General features: G+C 42.1%; 12 protein-coding genes. All 12 read right to left on the bottom strand.

Going from position 1 to position 18,810, the window contains the following annotated elements; genetic code table 11:
• Positions 1-4: 4 nt before the first annotated feature.
• The 12 genes from RCO84_RS14720 to RCO84_RS14665 all read right to left on the bottom strand — a co-directional run bounded on the left by RCO84_RS14720 (position 5) and on the right by RCO84_RS14665 (position 18,383).
• Positions 5-2,083: a glycoside hydrolase family 97 protein gene (locus RCO84_RS14720; protein ID WP_287862011.1), complete on the bottom strand. Its 2,079-nt coding sequence runs from the start codon at positions 2,081-2,083 to the stop codon at positions 5-7.
• Between the two features lie 104 nt (positions 2,084-2,187).
• Entirely contained in the window at positions 2,188-3,366 is a 1,179-nt protein-coding gene (locus tag RCO84_RS14715) for a FimB/Mfa2 family fimbrial subunit (RefSeq protein WP_317585485.1), read from the bottom strand.
• Between the two features lie 35 nt (positions 3,367-3,401).
• Complete coding sequence (locus RCO84_RS14710) at positions 3,402-4,955, bottom strand: alpha-galactosidase (RefSeq protein ID WP_317585484.1); 1,554 nt, start codon at positions 4,953-4,955, stop codon at positions 3,402-3,404.
• Between the two features lie 19 nt (positions 4,956-4,974).
• Positions 4,975-5,349, bottom strand: coding sequence for a SusF/SusE family outer membrane protein (locus RCO84_RS14705; RefSeq protein ID WP_317585483.1), 375 nt, complete (start codon positions 5,347-5,349; stop codon positions 4,975-4,977).
• Positions 5,350-6,402: a SusE domain-containing protein gene (locus RCO84_RS14700; protein ID WP_294782559.1), complete on the bottom strand. Its 1,053-nt coding sequence runs from the start codon at positions 6,400-6,402 to the stop codon at positions 5,350-5,352.
• A 34-nt stretch (positions 6,403-6,436) separates the two neighbouring features.
• On the bottom strand, positions 6,437-8,314 hold the full coding sequence (locus tag RCO84_RS14695; RefSeq protein ID WP_287861996.1) for a RagB/SusD family nutrient uptake outer membrane protein: 1,878 nt from the start codon (positions 8,312-8,314) through the stop codon (positions 6,437-6,439).
• A gap of 29 nt (positions 8,315-8,343) precedes the next feature.
• Positions 8,344-11,436: a SusC/RagA family TonB-linked outer membrane protein gene (locus tag RCO84_RS14690; protein WP_373690142.1), complete on the bottom strand. Its 3,093-nt coding sequence runs from the start codon at positions 11,434-11,436 to the stop codon at positions 8,344-8,346.
• A 70-nt stretch (positions 11,437-11,506) separates the two neighbouring features.
• Positions 11,507-11,773, bottom strand: coding sequence for a carboxypeptidase-like regulatory domain-containing protein (locus RCO84_RS14685; protein ID WP_317585482.1), 267 nt, complete (start codon positions 11,771-11,773; stop codon positions 11,507-11,509).
• Positions 11,774-11,824: 51 nt separating this feature from the next.
• Positions 11,825-13,210, bottom strand: a complete 1,386-nt coding sequence (locus tag RCO84_RS14680; protein ID WP_317585481.1) for a SusF/SusE family outer membrane protein — start codon at positions 13,208-13,210, stop codon at positions 11,825-11,827.
• Between the two features lie 13 nt (positions 13,211-13,223).
• Positions 13,224-15,815 (bottom strand): glycoside hydrolase family 31 protein, encoded by a 2,592-nt coding sequence (locus RCO84_RS14675; RefSeq protein ID WP_317585480.1) that lies wholly within the window; start codon positions 15,813-15,815, stop codon positions 13,224-13,226.
• Between the two features lie 232 nt (positions 15,816-16,047).
• Positions 16,048-17,646: a DUF6377 domain-containing protein gene (locus RCO84_RS14670; protein WP_317585479.1), complete on the bottom strand. Its 1,599-nt coding sequence runs from the start codon at positions 17,644-17,646 to the stop codon at positions 16,048-16,050.
• Between the two features lie 365 nt (positions 17,647-18,011).
• A complete protein-coding gene (locus RCO84_RS14665) occupies positions 18,012-18,383 on the bottom strand; it encodes a hypothetical protein (RefSeq protein WP_117587039.1) in 372 nt (123 codons plus the stop codon).
• Positions 18,384-18,810 lie beyond the last annotated feature (427 nt).

Below are 18,810 nucleotides of genomic sequence, written 5' to 3'. Positions count from 1 at the left end.
ATCATTATTTCTCAAAAATACTGATGGCATAACCACCACCTGCACCAGCCTTCAACTTGAGTACAGATTTATTGGTAACCACACGCTTCGTAATGACGTATGACTGTTGGTTAGCCTTATAACTTGCATCCTTGCCATCGGCATAGATGGTTGCCACATACTTCTTGCCTGGGGTAAGGAAATCAAGTTTCAAGTTGGAAAGGTGAGCCGTCTCACCTACAGTACAACCAACAAACCAATTACCTGTGCCCTTAGCCTTACGAGCAACTGTAATATACTGACCAGGCTCAGCCTCCAAGTAACGGCTCTCATCCCAGTCGATAGCCACATCCTTGATGAATTGGAAAGCATCTGCATACTTCTCGTAATTCTCAGGAATGTCTGCTGCCATCTGGAGAGGACTGTACATAGTCACGTATAAAGCCAATTGGCGAGCCAATGTAGAGTTGATATGATGATGCTTATTAGGGTCAATCTTGTTCATGTCACCCTCCAAGATGCCAGGAGTATAATCCATTGGACCACCTTGCAAACGAGTGAAAGGCAATACAGTGGTATGGAAAGCCTTGTTGCCTGCGAAAGACTCATACTCTGTACCACGAGCCGACTCATTGCCTATCAAGTTAGGATAGGTACGACAAAGACCTGTAGGACGGACAGCCTCGTGCGCATTCACCATGATGTGGTGTTTGGCTGCTTCTGTGACACAATAAAGGTAATGATTATTGAGCCACTGCCCGTAATGATGCTCGCCACGAGGGATGATGTTGCCTACATAACCGCTCTTTACAGAATTGTATCCATATTTGTTCATCAAGTTGTATGCTGCCTCAAGATGGCGCTCGTAATTACGAACTGAAGCCGAAGTCTCATGGTGCATCATCAGACGGATGCCCTTGGAATGAGCATAATCGTTAAGTCCTTTAAGGTCGAAGTCAGGATAAGGAGTCTGAAAGTCAAAGACATAATCTTTGCTATGACCAAACCAGTCTTCCCAACCAATGTTCCAGCCCTCTACCAGTACTTGAGAGAATCCATTTTTAGCAGCAAAATCTATATACTTCTTTACATTCTGAGTATTGGCAGGATGCTGCCCATGAGGTTTGCACTTGCTGTAATCGGTAACACCGAGACGAACAGAAGGAAGATCATTAGTATAAGACCATTGCTTGCCACCACCTATCATCTCCCACCATACCCCGATGTACTTTACTGGCTTTATCCAAGATGTATCGGTATATTTGCAGGGTTCATTGAGATTGAGTATCAAGCGAGAAGCCAGAATCTTACGGGCATCATCTACCACCATGATAGTACGCCAAGGAGTATGGCATGGTGTCTGCATGTGCGCCATGTTGCCCTGCGCATCAGGAGTAAGCTGTGACTCGAAAATCAAGCTCTTATCATCGAGATTCAAGTGCATACAAGAATAATCTACCAAGGCAGCCTCATGGATATTGAGGTAAATGCCGTCCTTGGTTTTCATCTGAAGGGAAGTCTGCACACCTGTTGGCGAGAAGATGGTCTGCGAAGCATTGCTGCAAACAGCATCTTTAAACAAGCCTCTGATTTCTGAGAGTTTTGACTCTGTGTAGTCATACTCCTGCGTATCATAGTCGCCAGGAATCCACCAGGCCTTGTGGTCACCCGTCATAGCAAATTGAGTATGTTCTGCCTTCACTACAAAGTAAGGCAGATACTTCTGCTGGGGAAATTCATAACGAAAGCCAACACCATCATTATATACACGGAAGCGAAGGTTCATGTATCTACCATTAGAAGGCTTTTCCATTTCAACGAAAAGCTCATTATAATGGTTACGAATCTCTTTCTCCTCACCCCATACTGGCTGCCATTTTTCATCAAATGTGGAAGTAGTCGTCTTATTGATACGGAACTTATCCATCAAAGAGTTTTCCTCCGCCAACTCAATGCCCAATGTACTTGGGTTAATGACAGTCTTGCCTTTGTAATCTACTTGATAGACCGGGGTTCCTTTGTCATTGAGCGAGAAAGTAACACTCAGATTGCCATCTGGAGATTTTACAGTTTGAGCAGAAAGCCATGCAGGAAGCATCATCATTAAACTTAAGAGCAAAATACTCAACAGTCCTTCTCGCTCGGAGAGGGAAATTTTATGTTTCTTCATATTTATAGCTTTATTCAAGTTTGGTTATTAAAAATACGTTAATCTATCTTGGTTGCAGTCATCGTCATCTTCTTCAGATTGATAACTATCTGGTATTTGCCTGCTTCGGTAGCGCTCACACTCCACTTATAGTCGTGAGAATCACCATCTGCACGACTGACAACCTCGGCAGCTGTTTCAGAAAGTGAAGCACCAGGAGTTGCCGCTATCAGCCAAGCCTGCAATCCATCCCAGTTACTACCACCAAGCATAAACTTAAGTTCGCCTGCCTTCAATTCCATTTCAGCAGAATAAGTATATTTATTTACCTTAGTCAGTTCGATAGCCTTGTCATTCCAATCCCAGCCTGCAGATGTAGCACTACCCCATGCATAGATAGAATTATATGGGAAATTAAAGGTTGGATCTTCAAATTCTGCATTCTCTACATTGATATTGACATCCTCAATACTACCATCGTTGAAGTTAGCCAAAGCATCCTTAACGTCAGCAGAACCCTTAAGAGTAGTGCCATCTGACATAGAGAGTACATATGAAAGGGTTATATCACCATCCAAATCCAATCCAAAGAGATTGAATGGAGCTACTATACTCTTATCCTCTGCATTGACTGTAACCTCAGATACAGCAGAAACAGGAGTATTGGCTACACCTGAAACCATATTGTAGCTTGAATAGGCTCCAGTAAGGATGGCGTAACCTCCCTGTACAGAAAGATCTTTACCTTCGGCATTCTTAGCTGCTAAATCGGGAGTAGTCAATGTGAGTTTACGCGTAAGACGCTTCATAGCTATAGTGTAACTCCGGCTATCACCCGTCAAGTCTGTCTCGGTGGCTACACCATAACAGAACGCATCAGGATTGCCGTTGATGGCATTTGCATCGTTTACCATAAAGGTGGAAGCATCTACAGTAGCTCTTGCCTCAGCAACTGTAATATGACTGGTGCCATTATAGCATCTGAATGTATAATCATTATTACTCTTCAAAGTAAGCTGCTGGGTGTTACCACTCACCGTGCTTACCTCATCATTTACACTCAAGTAATAAGAATTTGGGACATTATTCAAACCACAAGCGCCCCAATCGGTTTGGATGGTAACGGCAGTCCGTGGCTTTACTATTGGGTCAGGCAACTCATCCTCGCAAGAAGAAAATGTTGCAACAGCAGTAGCCATCACTGCCATATAGCTGATTGATTTTAATATACGTTTCATGTTCTTTCTAATATTTAATTTTCAGATACCAAAAATTATTCAGGCTTGCTCAAGCGAACAACCTTGCAGGCATGAGGAGCCAGTTTTGCAGAAACCTTAGTTACCTCACCTTCATCGGTATGTGTCCAAAGATCTCTCACTTTCATACTACCCGAAATACCCAGGGCAGAGAGTTCTACACCGCGTTCCTGTTCTATATTCTCACGGTTGAAGAGAGCCACAATGTAATCGCCATTGCTCATCTGACCATACCATACTTGGCTGTTAGCATCTTCAGCAATCTCTATACCCGCGCCATTTCTTGTTGTAGATATATTGTTACTCAAAGGCTTTCCTACAAACTTATCCTTATTGAGTTCCAACAATTCTTCGTTCTGGTAGAAACTTACATTGTGGGCAGCTCTTGCTGCACTATAAAAACTCTCGCTATAACTATTCTCACCCGTCTCATAACCAATAGTATTATACTCATCAGCTACGGCAATAGGACCACCAGCCATAAGTTGCAGAGTGATACAAGACTGACGCTCATCATCAGAATTGAAACGACGCATGAGTTGGAAGTCTCCATCGGCAATAACCTTGCCACGACCAGTAATATCAGACCAATAAGTAAAGCCATCAAACTGGTTGTTGGCTGCAGGCCACTGATCTACCTTAATATACTGCGCACCGCGCCAACGGCTTGACAAGTGATCCCATCCACCTTCGCAGGCGTCATCCACAATGCGAACCATATTGCCATACTGAGCTTCGTACTGACCATGATCTTTCATATTTGGCATCACGATAGAAGTAAACACACCATACTTTTGGGCTGCCTCAGCGATATACTGCAAAGCCAAACGATACTCTGCACTACCATAGCCACGGCCTTCACCCTTAGTGCCACCTCCACGAATACCATCTTCAAAGAGACACATAAAGTCCATACGGATGAAATCAACACCAATACTCTTATAATATTTGAAGAAGCCGTCGATGTACTCCTTACCACCTTTGTGGCTGGGAACGATCCATGTAAAGATGTCACCATCAGCATCAGGATTCTTCACTTGATCCTTACCCTGCTCATAAAGCAAATTACGTACAGTATACTTTGTTCCCTCGATAGGACAATCTAAAGAGCCATGCACCCAAAGGGGGTTGTCGTAGATGCCCAACTTTAAACCTTTGTCCTTGCACATCTGAATAAGTTCGGTCAATGGAATATAAGCATATGAGGTCATGTAAGGATGCCCAGCATTATCATCGCCCAACATAGCCATGAAACCATCGGTACAAATCATATCGTAACCATATGGCAAAAGATTCTCAGCCACCCAGTCGATATTTTTCTGCCAAACCTCTTTGGGCATATTGCGGTCCGTTCCGTTCTTCTCTGCCAAACGACCATACTCATACACAGTCCAATAAAGAGGAGCTTTCTCAGCAGTCTCTGGAGTAGGAGTAGGAGTTACAGGATCGTCTGGAATATCTTCTGGAGTCCAACCGGTATTGAAGCTACCTCCATTTATCGAGTAATCGCTACATCCCATTGTCATAAAGGATAACATTACTGCGACAATTGATAAAACTATCTTTTTCATAATATAATTCTACTTATTATTATTTTTTTTTAAACTTAACCTTCATATCAATGACATTGATGCTAATCTTGTAGTTACCTGCTTGCGAAGCTTCAACCTTCCACTTGTAGTCAGGACTTTGACCAAGTACTTGTAAATCTGTAACAGAAAGCGGTGCAAGATCATTTGTTACATCCTTACTCAAAGGACGAAGCCAAATGATATTGCCACCCTTGTTTGGATCATTCTCTAAACCAAACTTCAGTTCACCCTCTGTCAAAGTTGTTTCTATAACGAAAGTACCCTTGGCTGCATTTGCATCATACTCCAATGGCAACAGGAACGGATAGTTCCATCCATTAGAAGTGTCACTTCCCCAAATCCAGATATTCTTGATAGGGAGATCTGAAGGCACCTATTCCTCTTTCTGCTTTTCAAAGGTAACTGTCATGTGATATGTATCAACTGTAACCTTATATTTACCCGCTTCGCCAGAAAGAACCTGCCACTTGGTATCAGGACTGTTTCGCTTGACAGCTCGTGAGTCAGTAATAGACTGGTTCTCGGAAGCAGCCATAATAAAATCGCAGCTCCAATCACTTGGGGTATCCAATGGGAATTTCAACTCACCTGCAGAAAGCTGACCAATCCATGTAAATAAGAACTTATTGACAGGATCTTGTGTCATTTCCAAAGAGGCACCAATATTCCATCCTGCCGCACAAGCACTACCAACCATATAAAGTTTGTCTATCTCTGGAGTAGGATAAGTAATTGTAGGTTGCTCGCCTGTTGAAAGATCTGCATTTACAACACAGAAACCGTCTTTTTCCACATGGAAAGTTCGAACAGCATCGCTCTCTGCATCTACTGCAATCTTGTAATCACCAGCCAACAATGCACCAGCATAACTGTACTTTGTTTCAGAAAGAACCTCTTCCATTAAAACACCCTCACCTTCTGTGGCATCAGCCTTGAAAATGTAAAGATTACGCGGTTGAATCTCATAACCTGTCACATTAACCTTTGTTGTAGATATCTCAGGTTTCATGTAATGGTCTGCACCAGTTACTTCTGCGATAATCTCTCCTTCAACAATAGCAGTTGTACCAGTAGGAACACCCCACGTCTTCAAATATGAATTGAGCTGCTTATGAGTGAAACTAACGGAATTCTGTCCCTCGGGAATATAAATTTTACTGATGGAGTTCTCAAAGTTGTTGCCCTCGAGATCCATCTTGAAATAATAATTTATTTTAGTTCCTTCCCCACGGTCTTGAGCTTTGCCCCATGTAAAGGAAATAGCAGTCTCATCACCCTTATCCTGTTCAAGGGTCACCGATTCCTCAGAAGCAGCAAGGTGCATCTGATCGTCCACTCCAGGAATAGTAAAGCGAATGTCATCACCACTACAGCTTGCCAAAAACACAGGAATGGCGACAAGTATGTATAAAATGAATTTCTTCATGATAAATATCTTCTAATTGATGGTTATATTATGTTTAATTCCAATAAGGAGCCTGTTTCAACTTCGTATTTTTGTCTATTTCACTCTGGTGGATAGGGAACCAATAGAATGCCTTTTTGTAAACACGTGTCTGATAAACAGTACGCTTATAAAAACTTGCAGCATCACGCCCATAAGCATTCATTCCATAGAATGGACCCGTAAGCACCTTCTCAGCTTCCTTCCAACGTCGCAAATCATCATAGCGCAGTCCTTCACAATTGAGTTCTACGCGACGCTCTGCATGAATCAGATTTCTCATCTCAGACTGATTATTGAGGTTGACATGTATGTAGTTGTCATCAGTATTACCTGTTGTATACTGGCGAACACCTGCACGCTCACGAATCTTATTGAGGTATACCAGGATTTCCTCATTGCCTGGATCACATTCATTGAGAGCCTCAGCATAGTTGAGATAAGCCTCACCCAAGCGGTAAAGTATACCTGGGCGATACTGATAACTACCTTGTTTCACATTATCCTTATAGTAAATTTTCTTCTTTGCAAAGTAACCATTCTGAGGAGCATCATGAGTTCCATTGTTATCTGTCTCTGTTCCATCACCTCTAAACATATTATATACACGATCTTCCTGATTGAAATAACCATTGTTGAAGTTTACGCAAATATAAAAACGAGGTTCACGATGGCAATACATATTGTAAGTACCCTTACGAGTGATGGAACCTCCATTGCAAAGAGAGGCCCAGTCGGTATTGTCGCGCTGTTCGTCGGCATCAGAGAAGCCTTCTTCCTTATAATTGGATGCAGGGTCGGTAATAGGAAGACCATTCTCCATTGAGAACGCATCCACCAAAGACTGTGTTACACCCAGTCCACCATTACCGCTGCTACGCAAAGGTGTAGCAAGCTCTTCATAATAAGAATAGTTACATCCACCAGGACGAGCGAACAGAATTTCGGTATTCCCCTCATCGAAACACTTAAACATCATGTCCTGATATGACATAAATGGGTCTATCGTTCCATCTGCCTTTTTCACCTCATACAATTTATATCCAGCAGCCTCTGCCTCTGAAATTAACTCTTTGCAAGCATCGGCAGCCTTTCTCCATTTACTGGCATCGTAAGTCTGGCTTATGATGTTTTCTCCCTTGTCGTTCTTGTAGTTGGCATAATCAGTATTACCATTAACCAATGGGCTTGCAGCATAGAGCAACATACGCGCCCTTACAGCCAGACACATGATACTGGTAGCACGACCATACTTGCGAGCCTCTGTATATTTGGCAGGCAATATCTTAGAAGCGGCCTGCAATTCCTTATCACACCAATCAATGACTTGGTCATAAGGAGTTTGACCAATCATCAGATCACTCAAGTTGAAGTTGGATGGTGTGATTTCGTCAGGTGCAAAAGGAATACCACCGTATGTGTTGGCAAGCAGGGCATAGTAATACGCCTTCATGAAGCGACATTCAGCTTTCATGTACTCCACCTCAGTTGGGGTTATGCCCTGTTCGTTCAAAGCATGTACATTTTGGATAAAGATGTTTGCCTCACGAATACGCTGTGGAAAATTGGCCCAGAAGTTGCCATCCCAGTAGCTGTTGGTAGTCCACTCGCCCAAGATAAAAGGAATGACATTCCAACCACTGAACTGGCGATAACGCTCTGAAGGTGTCATGTCGTCACCTAAAATCTCCCAACCCTCATACTGCAAATAGCCAAGATATGGATCAGGAATTCCAGAATAGACATTGGCAAGCCATCCCTCGGTACGGGTCTTGTCCTCAAAGACCATCTTCAAGTCAAGTTCGGTGTCACTCTCCTTGTCCAAATAATCTGAACAAGACGAGAATCCGAACATGCCTAATACCATTGTCACAATATATAATGTCTTTCTCATTGTTTTTGTCTTTTATTATTTATTACTAATCAAAAATTCAACTGGAACCCAAACATTACAGAGCGCATGGATGGATATTTTAGTCCATCGGTTGTATCAAGCTCAGGATCCCACAATTTGAACTTAGAAATATAGAACAAGTTATTACCACTAACAAAGAAGCGGATATTGTTGGAATAAATGGCCTTAGTAAGGCTCCTTGGTAAGGTATAACCCAGCTCAATAGACTTGAGACGCAAGAAGCTCATATCTTTCTTCCACCATGTTGAGGCATAGTTGTTGTTGGGATTGGTGCTTTCCGACAAACGAGGCCAGAACACATCTTGTGACGGATTTTCCTCAGTCCAGCAATCCTTATAGTTTGCATAAACATTTCCCATAACTCCTTGACCACTTCCTGGAATAAAGTACTGAGTACCTCCTATAATACGATAGCTCTGTCCTGTTCCTTGGAAGAAGAAACTAAAGTCAAAGTTCTTGTATTCGACATTACCACCAAAACCATAAACAATTCTTGGAGTCGTTGTTCCACCTATATATCCTTCATCCTTGGCATCGATAACACCATCATCGTTCATATCACGATATTTAATGTCACCAGGCCGAACTACAGAGCCTATATTTGGTGTAGGAATACCTGCCTTCAACTTACCATTTTCAAAATCTTCGTCTGTATAGAGACGTTCTGCCTGAAGTCCCCAAAGTGTACCAATAGAACGACCTGTTAATGAACGATAAGTACCCTTTACTGACTCTGGTTCATCATACTCCTTGACTTCATTCTTAGCATAGGTGAAATTTGCTCTTAAAGCTACTCGCAAATCCTTGCCAAACTTGTGATTCCAAGTAATAGTACCATCCACACCACTGTTGTCTACGACGCCATAGTTGGCATAGGGGTTACTCAAGAAACCTGCCTGTGTAGGAATAGTCTTACGCTGCATGAATATGTTGGTACGATGCTCATAGAAGTAGTCAAACTGGAGGTTAAACTCATTCCAAAGTCCCAACTCTATACCAACATTGGTCTTTGTTGAGGTTTCCCATGTCAAATTGTTAACACCTACCTCACCCTCAGAATATCCTTGACGCCAATAATCACCAGCATAACCAAAATGATAGCCAGAAGCTCCTGTGTTAATAGTGGTAATATAAGCGAAGCGGCGTCCTCCGATATCATCATTACCGACCTTACCTATAGAGCCTTTCAACTTCAAGAGAGTCAGCCAATCAGCACTGTTTCTCATAAACTTTTCCTCAGAAATAATCCAACCTAAGGCAAGAGATGGGAAGAAACCGAAGCGATGGCCTTTGGCAAAATTCTCACTACCATTGTAACCGAAGTTGAACTCACCCACATAACGACGGTCGAATGTATAAGAAAGACGACCCGCTATACCTTGTGAACGCTTAGGTTGGATATCACCCCAATCGTAAGAACGCTGGTTGTAAAGGAAGAGGGCATCTACGGCATGCTTTTTGGCAAAAGTATGATTATAGCCTAAGGAGAACTCTAAATAAGTACTGTTGTTACCATAATTTGCATTGGAGCTATGCCCTAAGAACTCGCTACCATAAGAAAGTACACCATGAATCAGCTCACCCTCATCACCTCGCGACTTAGCCACACCATAATAGGTTGGGGTCTTTCCACGAGTTACAAAGTTCTCGTTATAGGTGTCAAATGCAAAAGTTGCCTTGAACTTCAAACCAGGTGTAATCATTTTCAGGTTTTGTTCCAACTGGAAGAGAGACTCCAACTTACTTCGTGTTCCTCTATAATAGCCCTGCTGTGTACTCTCTGCCCAAGGATTGAAACGATTGGCACTGGCAATAGGGATAGTACCATCTGAATAAATGGCAGGATGTACAAATGGTGGGGTTTCGAATGCATGAGTAAACACATTGTCGGTACCACTATTCGACTTGCGCAAGTTCTGCAGATATCCACCCACATTGAAACGAAGCAAGGTGGTTTTGGTCAAATCGAGATCGACATTGGCACGCATATTAAAGCGTGTCAGTTTTGACCCTGTATCATAAGGCAAAGTATCATCTGTCTCCATAATGCCAGTCTCGTGATAGACAGAAGCTGTCAATGAATACCTTAATATATTAGTTCCTCCTGAGACTGTCATGTTACCTCGGGTAGAAGTGGCATAGTCCTTAGTAATAGCATCTATCCAGTCTACATCAGGATAAAGATCTTTATCGTAACCAGTATATGTTTTCATGATTTGATCCTTGGTAAACATTCTCTTACTGGGATCAGAACACAAATTGTTAAGTAACGTCATATATTCTGCTGCGCCGATAAATTCGGGCAATTTGGTCGGTTTCGTAATAGCCTGCTCAAATCTGAAGTCAATAGAAGGCTTAGCAACAGAGCCACGCTTGGTATTGATGATAATGACACCATTAGCACCACGTACACCATACATGGCACTTGCAGAAGCATCCTTCAATACAGAGAACGACTCGATTTCTGCAGGATCTATATCGTTCAAACTACGCTCTACACCATCTACCAATACTAATGGAGAACTACCGCCTGCACCAAAAGTTGAAATACCTCGAATCCAGAACTGCGAGTTGTCATAACCAGGTTCACCAGAAGGCTGATATGCGATAACACCAGCCAATTGACCAGCTAAGTTGTTACTCATTGAACGAGAAGAACCCATCTGGAGATTTCCCGGGTCAAGTGTCTGAATAGAGCCAATGACCGAAAGCTTTTTCTGGTTACCATAACCTACGACAACAACCTCATCGGCACTTACCGCATCTTCTTTCAACTGGATATTAAAGTTAATATCAGATCCTACCTTTACCTCTTGAGGCTTAAAACCGAGATAGTTAAAAACCAAGACACTATTTTTGTTTGGTACATCGATATAGAAGTGTCCATCCATATCAGTAATAGCAATAGTCTTGGTTCCCTTGACAGTGACTGTGGCACCTATCAAAGGATTGTTCTCATTATCAACAACTGTACCACTTGCCTTAATGCCTTTTTGTTGCTGCTGAACAACATTAGGCAATGCAGCAGATATGGTAGTAACGCCAGCACCTACACCAGGCATCAGCAATAACGAGCATAAAAACGTCTGTCTTACATTCATGTTAATAAATATTTTTAGATATTAATATTTGCATCTTCTTTCATGGTAACATTGATTTTCTTGCGTCCCTTTACCGCCTCGGTAAGAGAGCCTCAAAACCCACGTATGAGAATACTAAGGTAGCCTTAGGAGAAACCTCGATGGTATAGTTACCATCCATGTCTGTAACGGCACCTGCCTTGGAAGAAGATGTCCTTACATTTACACCTATCAGAGGCTCACCAGAAGCATCAGTGACAGTACCCTGCACTTTCAGCATTTCCTGTGCCAAAAGCGTAAGAGGCATCAGCATGCACAAGCATAACAGTGCGGTTGTCTTTTTTAGGAATGTTTTCATATGCTTTATACTTTTAAGTTAATGTATATTCTTTTCGGTTAGGAACCTTAATTAATCTATCATGATTTTCTTGGGACAGGAAGTTCTTGCGCCTACGGTTTTTACGATATATACTCCTTTTGCCAAGCCTTCTGCAACGACACCCTCTTGGATGTTTGAGTAAGAAGCGATCTGCTTGCCATATATCGAACACACCGATATTGTAACAGGCTTCTCTGTTGACTTCACGTATATCGTTCCTTTGCCACAAACGATCTGTACAGAAGCATCCTGTTCTACCTTCCGAACTTCTGTTACGGCATTCAGTTCCTTGGCATTGCTACCCAACAGTTCTCCACGAATGGTTTCTGTTGCCGTATTGATGGTAATGCGATAATTCCCTGCCTCGGAGATTTCCCATTTCACATCATCGCCACCTGAACTACGGAAGTTTCCTTCACCAACCAAAGGAGTGTCGGCTACGTATGGATGAAAAGTTTCCGATGTCCAACTCTGGTTGGTCAGTATCTTCAACTTGCTTGGTTCTTGACGGTCATCGCTCCATGTAGGAGATAAGTAACCTTCCCATACCAATTCCTCTGGATTGGATGAACTTGGAGTGAATTGGCAAGTAGCTGGGTCTGTCCAATAGTCCCAATATTTCTTGAGGCATCCTCCTACCAAATAGAGTGTACGGCGTGGCTTGAATATCTTGGCGTATGCCTGATGTTTGTCTTTGATAGCATAAAGCGTATATTTACCAGGAACGCTCACACTCCATCCTTCAGTCTGCTTATCTGTCGTACATTTCAAGGAAGAGCTATAGTCTTGTCCAAAGGAAATATCCACGCCTTCAAAGAGAGAAGTATAATACTTCGTAGATGATGTCGCCTCTGGTGTATCTTGCAGAATGAGATTACCCGGTTGCAAATCAAGCAACGTCTTGAACTCTACATTGCCATACTGTGGGAGTTCCACTACCTTGCCTCCCAATGCAGTACCCGTCGCATAGAGCTTTTCTGGCAATTCCACCTCATCTTCCTTCTCACAAACAACCATCTTCATGCTTTGCAAATCAACATACACGGTATAGTCTCCAGTGACAGTTGGCTTAAACTTTAAGTCCTTGTCTCCAGGCAATTCCCAGTTGATTTCCAAGTTTAGGTCATAATACTGACCTACTTGGATATTTTGGTCTGCCGAAGTACCTACGATATGCTTATGAAATGCTCTCGTATTGAGGAACTTAAATTCCTTGCCAGCCTCCAAGTGACCTGTCCATCGAAACAGTCCCTCATTTATCTTTTCCATATCAGGAGTCTTGCTGGTATCCCAAGCGTATGGAGTAGCATCACCAATGATATATAGTTGCGACAACTCCAAGGAGTAAGGCATATCAGCAGCTTTCACTCCCCAAACAGCCAAGATGGCATATAGTGACAAAAATAATCTTTTCATGGGTATATCACTTTTATTCTTTAATAAACTTGTTTACGTATGTCTTGCTGTCAGCCACCACCTTACTTATATATAGCTGTGGCATCAACATTGACAAATCTTCAGAGAAGCCATCTACTTGCTTATAGTTGTTTGCCAACAACGTCTTGCCAGCGACATTGCTCACCACCAAGGATACTTGTTGGGCAAGTTTGCCGAATGAAGCAACAAGTTGTTGACCAGTCTTGTCATAAGCAACACTTACCTTATTTGCCCCTATCTTATCTATTGCCGTCGCAGGACTATACTCCACGACGACTTTTCGTTCCAGCGAACAACTTCCCGAAGGTACTTCCACCGTAGTGCAATGAGTAGCCTCATCATAGCTGAAAGTTGCACTCACACCATCCACTTGGGCTGAGATAGGAGCAGAAGTATTATAGATGTGCATCACATAAGAACGGTTCTGAGGAGCTTTGCTTACTGAACCTTGACGTTCCGAGATGATGTATTCACCTCTGTTGCCATCACAAACTTGCTTCAAGGAAGTCTTGGCATAATCGGTAGCATAATCAGCATTGTCACCATCATCCTCATAAAGAGAACCTTCACCATTGGCACCAGCCACCACATGAAGCACCAAGTTATCAGGACGTTCCGTAACATTCATCACTGTAGATGGATTGAAAGGAATGACCGAACCTTCACGGAAGAAATAAGGTATCTGTTCTTCTGTAAATGTCATTGTGCGCTTGCATGGGCCTTCTATCATCTCATGAGTAGATGCACTCCACCATTTACCTTCAGGGAACCAGATTTCCTTATTGGTCTTTCCGTCACTCCCTGCTTGAGCCGTGATAGGAGCCACCAAGATGTCATCACCAAAGAAATACTCTCCATCGTATGTGTAAGCCTCCTCTACCTCTGGATACTCATAATAGAGTGGACGGCAAAGAGAGATACCTGTTTCGTATGTCTTGCGAGCCATCGTATAGATGTATGGGAACAAAGTATAACGCAAACGCACTGCCTCCAATATGGTAGGGAAATTAGAGAACTTCCAGATTCTACGTTCGATGCGGTCATCACTTGTGGCATGAGTACGGAAGATTGGGGTAAACACGCCAAACTGAATCCAGCGTAACACGAGGTTAGGATTGTTGACAAGTTCTTCACTTGAATACATGTGACCTCCCAGGTCGTGTCCCCAATAACCGTAACCAACATTAGAAGCCGTTGCTGTGAAGTATGGCTCAAATGCCAAAGCGTCATAACTGATATTGGCATCACCCGAGAAACCTATCTGATAACGATGGCTACCCAAACCTCCCCAACGATGGAAGATGACAGGACGATGGCCGGTACGCTTCGCTGCCTCATTATAGAACACATGGTTGCACCAGAATGTCTCACTCAAAGAGTTGGTATATGGACTCGTAAGATGCTGTTGCCAATCTATCCACCAGAAATCTACGCCTTCTTTTTCATGGTCACGGATGATATTCTTAAAGAAAGACTTTGTAAAATCTGTATAATCAAGACTCCAGTTGATGGTGTTCTTATCATCATTGAGATACTTGCCACCCAATTCGGACTTCATTGCCGCAAAATAAGATGGAGACTCCACCTCATTGATTCCATCGGCAGGATGCAAGTTGAGAGCAGTCTTAAAGTTCTGTTCGTGCATCTCTGAAAGTAATTGGGTAGCATTTGGAATCAAGTTTGTATTCCAAGACCAACCAGTCCAACCTCCACGACCTTCCGAACCACTGTAAGCATTACCATTCCAATGCCAATCCATGTCGAGAATCATCACATCAGTAGGAATCTTGTTCGTCTTCAAGTCCTTCATGATATTGCGATAATCATCTGCCGAATAAGAGGCATACTTGCTATACCAATATCCAAACACATAGTCTGGAGGCAAAGGTATGTCACCTGCTATCTTTGTAAAGTCGGCTATTGCCTTCTTGTAATTGTGACCATAACCCAAGAAATAGGTGTCCATTGCATGATTGTCTGCACGGTCAGCCCACCAACTATATCCAACTTCCGTACTTGGCACCAATGCGTATGAACGTCCACCATCTGCACGAGAGGAACTCCAAGAGTCGTCTATCACTGCCCAACCAGAACGTGACACAAGACCGTTTTCCATCTCTGAACGCTTGCTATCGCCCATCAGTCCATCCAAAGTACGGCAGGTTCCCTTCAGGTTCAATGGGTCTGGCTTACCTGGATACCATACGGACTGAACACCATCACCGTTGACTGCAATGGTAAGGTTCGTGGAAGAAGCTGGTATTGTACGAGGGTCTGTACCCTTGCGATACTTCAACTTCAAGTTGGATGTTGTTATATATAAATAGGTATCATCTTCAGTTTTTGTAAATTGAGGAACATCCAAATTACGATTGACAACCGTAAATGTTGCTTGATCCTCAAACGTACCCTTTGCACTATACTCAATGCGTATCATCTCAGGAGTAAGCACGGTGAAACGAGCATTGCCACATTTCACGATAGCATTGGTTGCAGCCACAGGATTGTTGCTTACAACACCTTGCGCTGTTACCGTAAGAAATGCAGCACAAGCAATGAAAGCGAAAGATAATAATCTCTTCATGTTCAAATTGTTCATTAATTGTTAGTTATGTTATTTTAAATTCCAAATACAGCCTTGTCGGCGTTGTTGGTTGCAAAGATAGGGCTTTTTTAAATAGGTTATAACACCGTACACCAAAAATACAAATATGTACAAACAACACTTGTGCTGAATATCAAATACTTATGATATTCAGCACAAGAGAAAAATACAAACCCTATCCAAAGGGTATTTCGCATATATTAAAGAGATTTTAATCTATTTTAGCTACTCTTTCTTCAAAATCCTCAGGATAAAGAGAGCGTAAACGGATGCGAGAACGATAAGAATATACCGTCTGCTTGGAACATCTCAAGAAAGCAGCAATCTTCTCATTCTCCACAATACCCAAACGCAACAAGGCATAGATGCGTAACTCTGTGTTAAGTCGGCCGACCTTCTTGGGTTGAATATTCTCGTCTTCCTTCATCAAACCATTGAAGGACACAACAAACTCTGGAAAGATTCGGAGGAAGATACGGTCGAAGTCCTCAAAGAACTCTTCGATTTCATCCTCCACGATGGCACTTGACTTCAAACGTCTATAGAGTTCCTGCAGTCCACCATTGGCAGCCAATTTATTGAGTGAACGTCGATAAGCATCCAACTTATCTATATAAGCCGAACACTTGTTCATAAACTCCATGATATAGATATTCTTAATCTTATTACTCTCGAAGAGCGACCTATTGGTCTCTTGCAGAGCCGTATTGGCTTCGTTCAGTTTGTCATTGGTAGAAGTCAATTGTGTATTGAGAGAATTCAACTTCTGGTTCATCTCATTCAAACTCTTGTTTGACTCTTCCAAGGCACGGCGAGCATGGGCGATTCGATGCAACTGCTTACGAGTATAAATCATCAAAGCCCCCACCAACAGCAAGAGGAAGCTCACGATAATCAATCCTAAGGTGATATGTGCTCGCTCGGACTTGCGCATGGCATCATACGCATTATCTATAATAGGCAAAGCATCAGAAACCTCAATAATACGTAGTCTCGCATTACAAAAGGTAGCATCCTCCATCGACTTTCTCATATACAAGTAAGCACGAGTTACATCCCCCTCCTCATATAATAAGGTGGCAAGACGACGAAGCGACACATACTCCTTGATACTATTTTTCAAATCAGACATGGCTGAAATGATGAGATACTGCTTTTCCTTATCCTTGTCATTTATCTGGCGATAAATATCAGAGATAGAATAAGCCACATATCCCATCTCTCGGTCATCCACCGTCAACTTTTTGTAAGAAGCAAGGAGAATATGCAACGCATCTGTATATTTCTGATTCGTTATCAAGAACTCAGCCTTGTCCCAATCGGTGTTCAAGACATTTAAGTTCTTGAGCGAATCTCGGTAAAGCAAACGCCTCCGCTCATAGTATTCACGCTGGATAGAGGTTATCGCTGTTTGACGAAGTGCATCGTAAAGTTCGCCATACAAACCATAATAGTATTGGCGCATATCATTGGACATCAAACTGACATCCAATGCCGAAAGTATTCTGTTCGCCTCCAAATAGTTGCCACTCTTGGTAAAGATACCCGCAATATCCAACTCAGAATAGACACTGTCCTCATAAACATTCAATTTCTTTGCCAAACTAAGTTTTCGTTCCGCATACACGTATGCAGAATCCAACTTAAAAGGCTTGTATTTAGCGAAGATGTCACGAGACACCGCCAATCTTTCCTCATCATTATTCGCTCTACGAAGCTTTTGCTTCAACACGTCAATCCTCTGCTCGTACTTATGAGTATAAACGCTACTGTTCTTGATAACCACATCAAGTTCCTCAAGTGTGTACACTTTGCAATACGGGGGTGTGGCAAGGGCAAAAGTATCCATGCACAGAGCTATCACCGTCAACAATAAATGCTTTATCACGATATTATTTATTATTTTGTAATGATTAAAAAATAACATGGTGCATTTTGTATTACTTTTATGAAGTGATACATGACTAAATGATAGTACTTTGAGTACCCCATTCATTTCATATTTACTATAGTTTTCCTTTGCCATAATTTAATATTTCCTTATTTCCGCAACACTATAATTTAATGTTTTTTATAAGCAGAGGGTGTGTCATAAGTCCATGATGCACCCTTTTTCTCTTTTTCACCATCAAGTATCAATTGAAAGCCTTTCAACCATACAGGTTGCCAGATTTACTATTTCCGTTTTTGCTGTTCTCTTATTATCCTAACCGTCAAATCGGCAAACTTTTTTATTGCTGCCTGAACCTGTCCTCGTCCGAAAGCCCAGAAGATGAGGGCGGCAGAGGCTGGTGCAGCATGTGTTCCTACATACTGGCGCATTTTAAGAACCGTGCAGTTTTCAATACCAAGTTCTTTCATGGCAGCGAATACTTGAGCTGCTGGTACTTCAAAATCAGCCTTAGTGCGCTGATCTCTAAGTACCAATGCGGTCTTGTTTACCTTAACTACCTTGTATTCCTTATTGGCGTTACTGCGATATGTCTTGATAGTCTTAATCTTTTGAATAAAGTTATCGAATGTCAATATATTAATATCTTCCGTCATAACTAATGGGGTTTAAATGTTGTGGTGATAAGCAAATCATTCCACCTTTTTGTTATAATTCTCCTCTATTATGGTGCAAAAGTAAGTTTTTTCCGTGAAAAAACCAAGAAAAAATGCATTTTTCTAGAGCATGTACAATATATTCTTTTATCAGGTATCTATTTACATCTTTTTAATTGCCAAAAACTTGCATGATTCAAAAATTAGCCGTATCTTTCCTCTATAAAACGAAAATGATTTCCCTCGCACAAGGTAACTAAAACAAGGGAGTTTGCCTTTTCTTCGTAAATAAAGGCGCATGTCTCCCTTGCACTTGCTTATATAGCAAATGCGATTATCAGTATACTTTCCTCTTCGAGTTTTACTCATACTGACTTCCATAGCCTCCCATGACATTAAGTTAATTTGCAAACGAGGTCTAAACCCA

It is taken from the genome of Segatella copri (genome assembly GCF_949820605.1).
Taxonomy (GTDB): domain Bacteria; phylum Bacteroidota; class Bacteroidia; order Bacteroidales; family Bacteroidaceae; genus Prevotella.
This window is presented reverse-complemented; position numbering and strand designations above follow the sequence as displayed.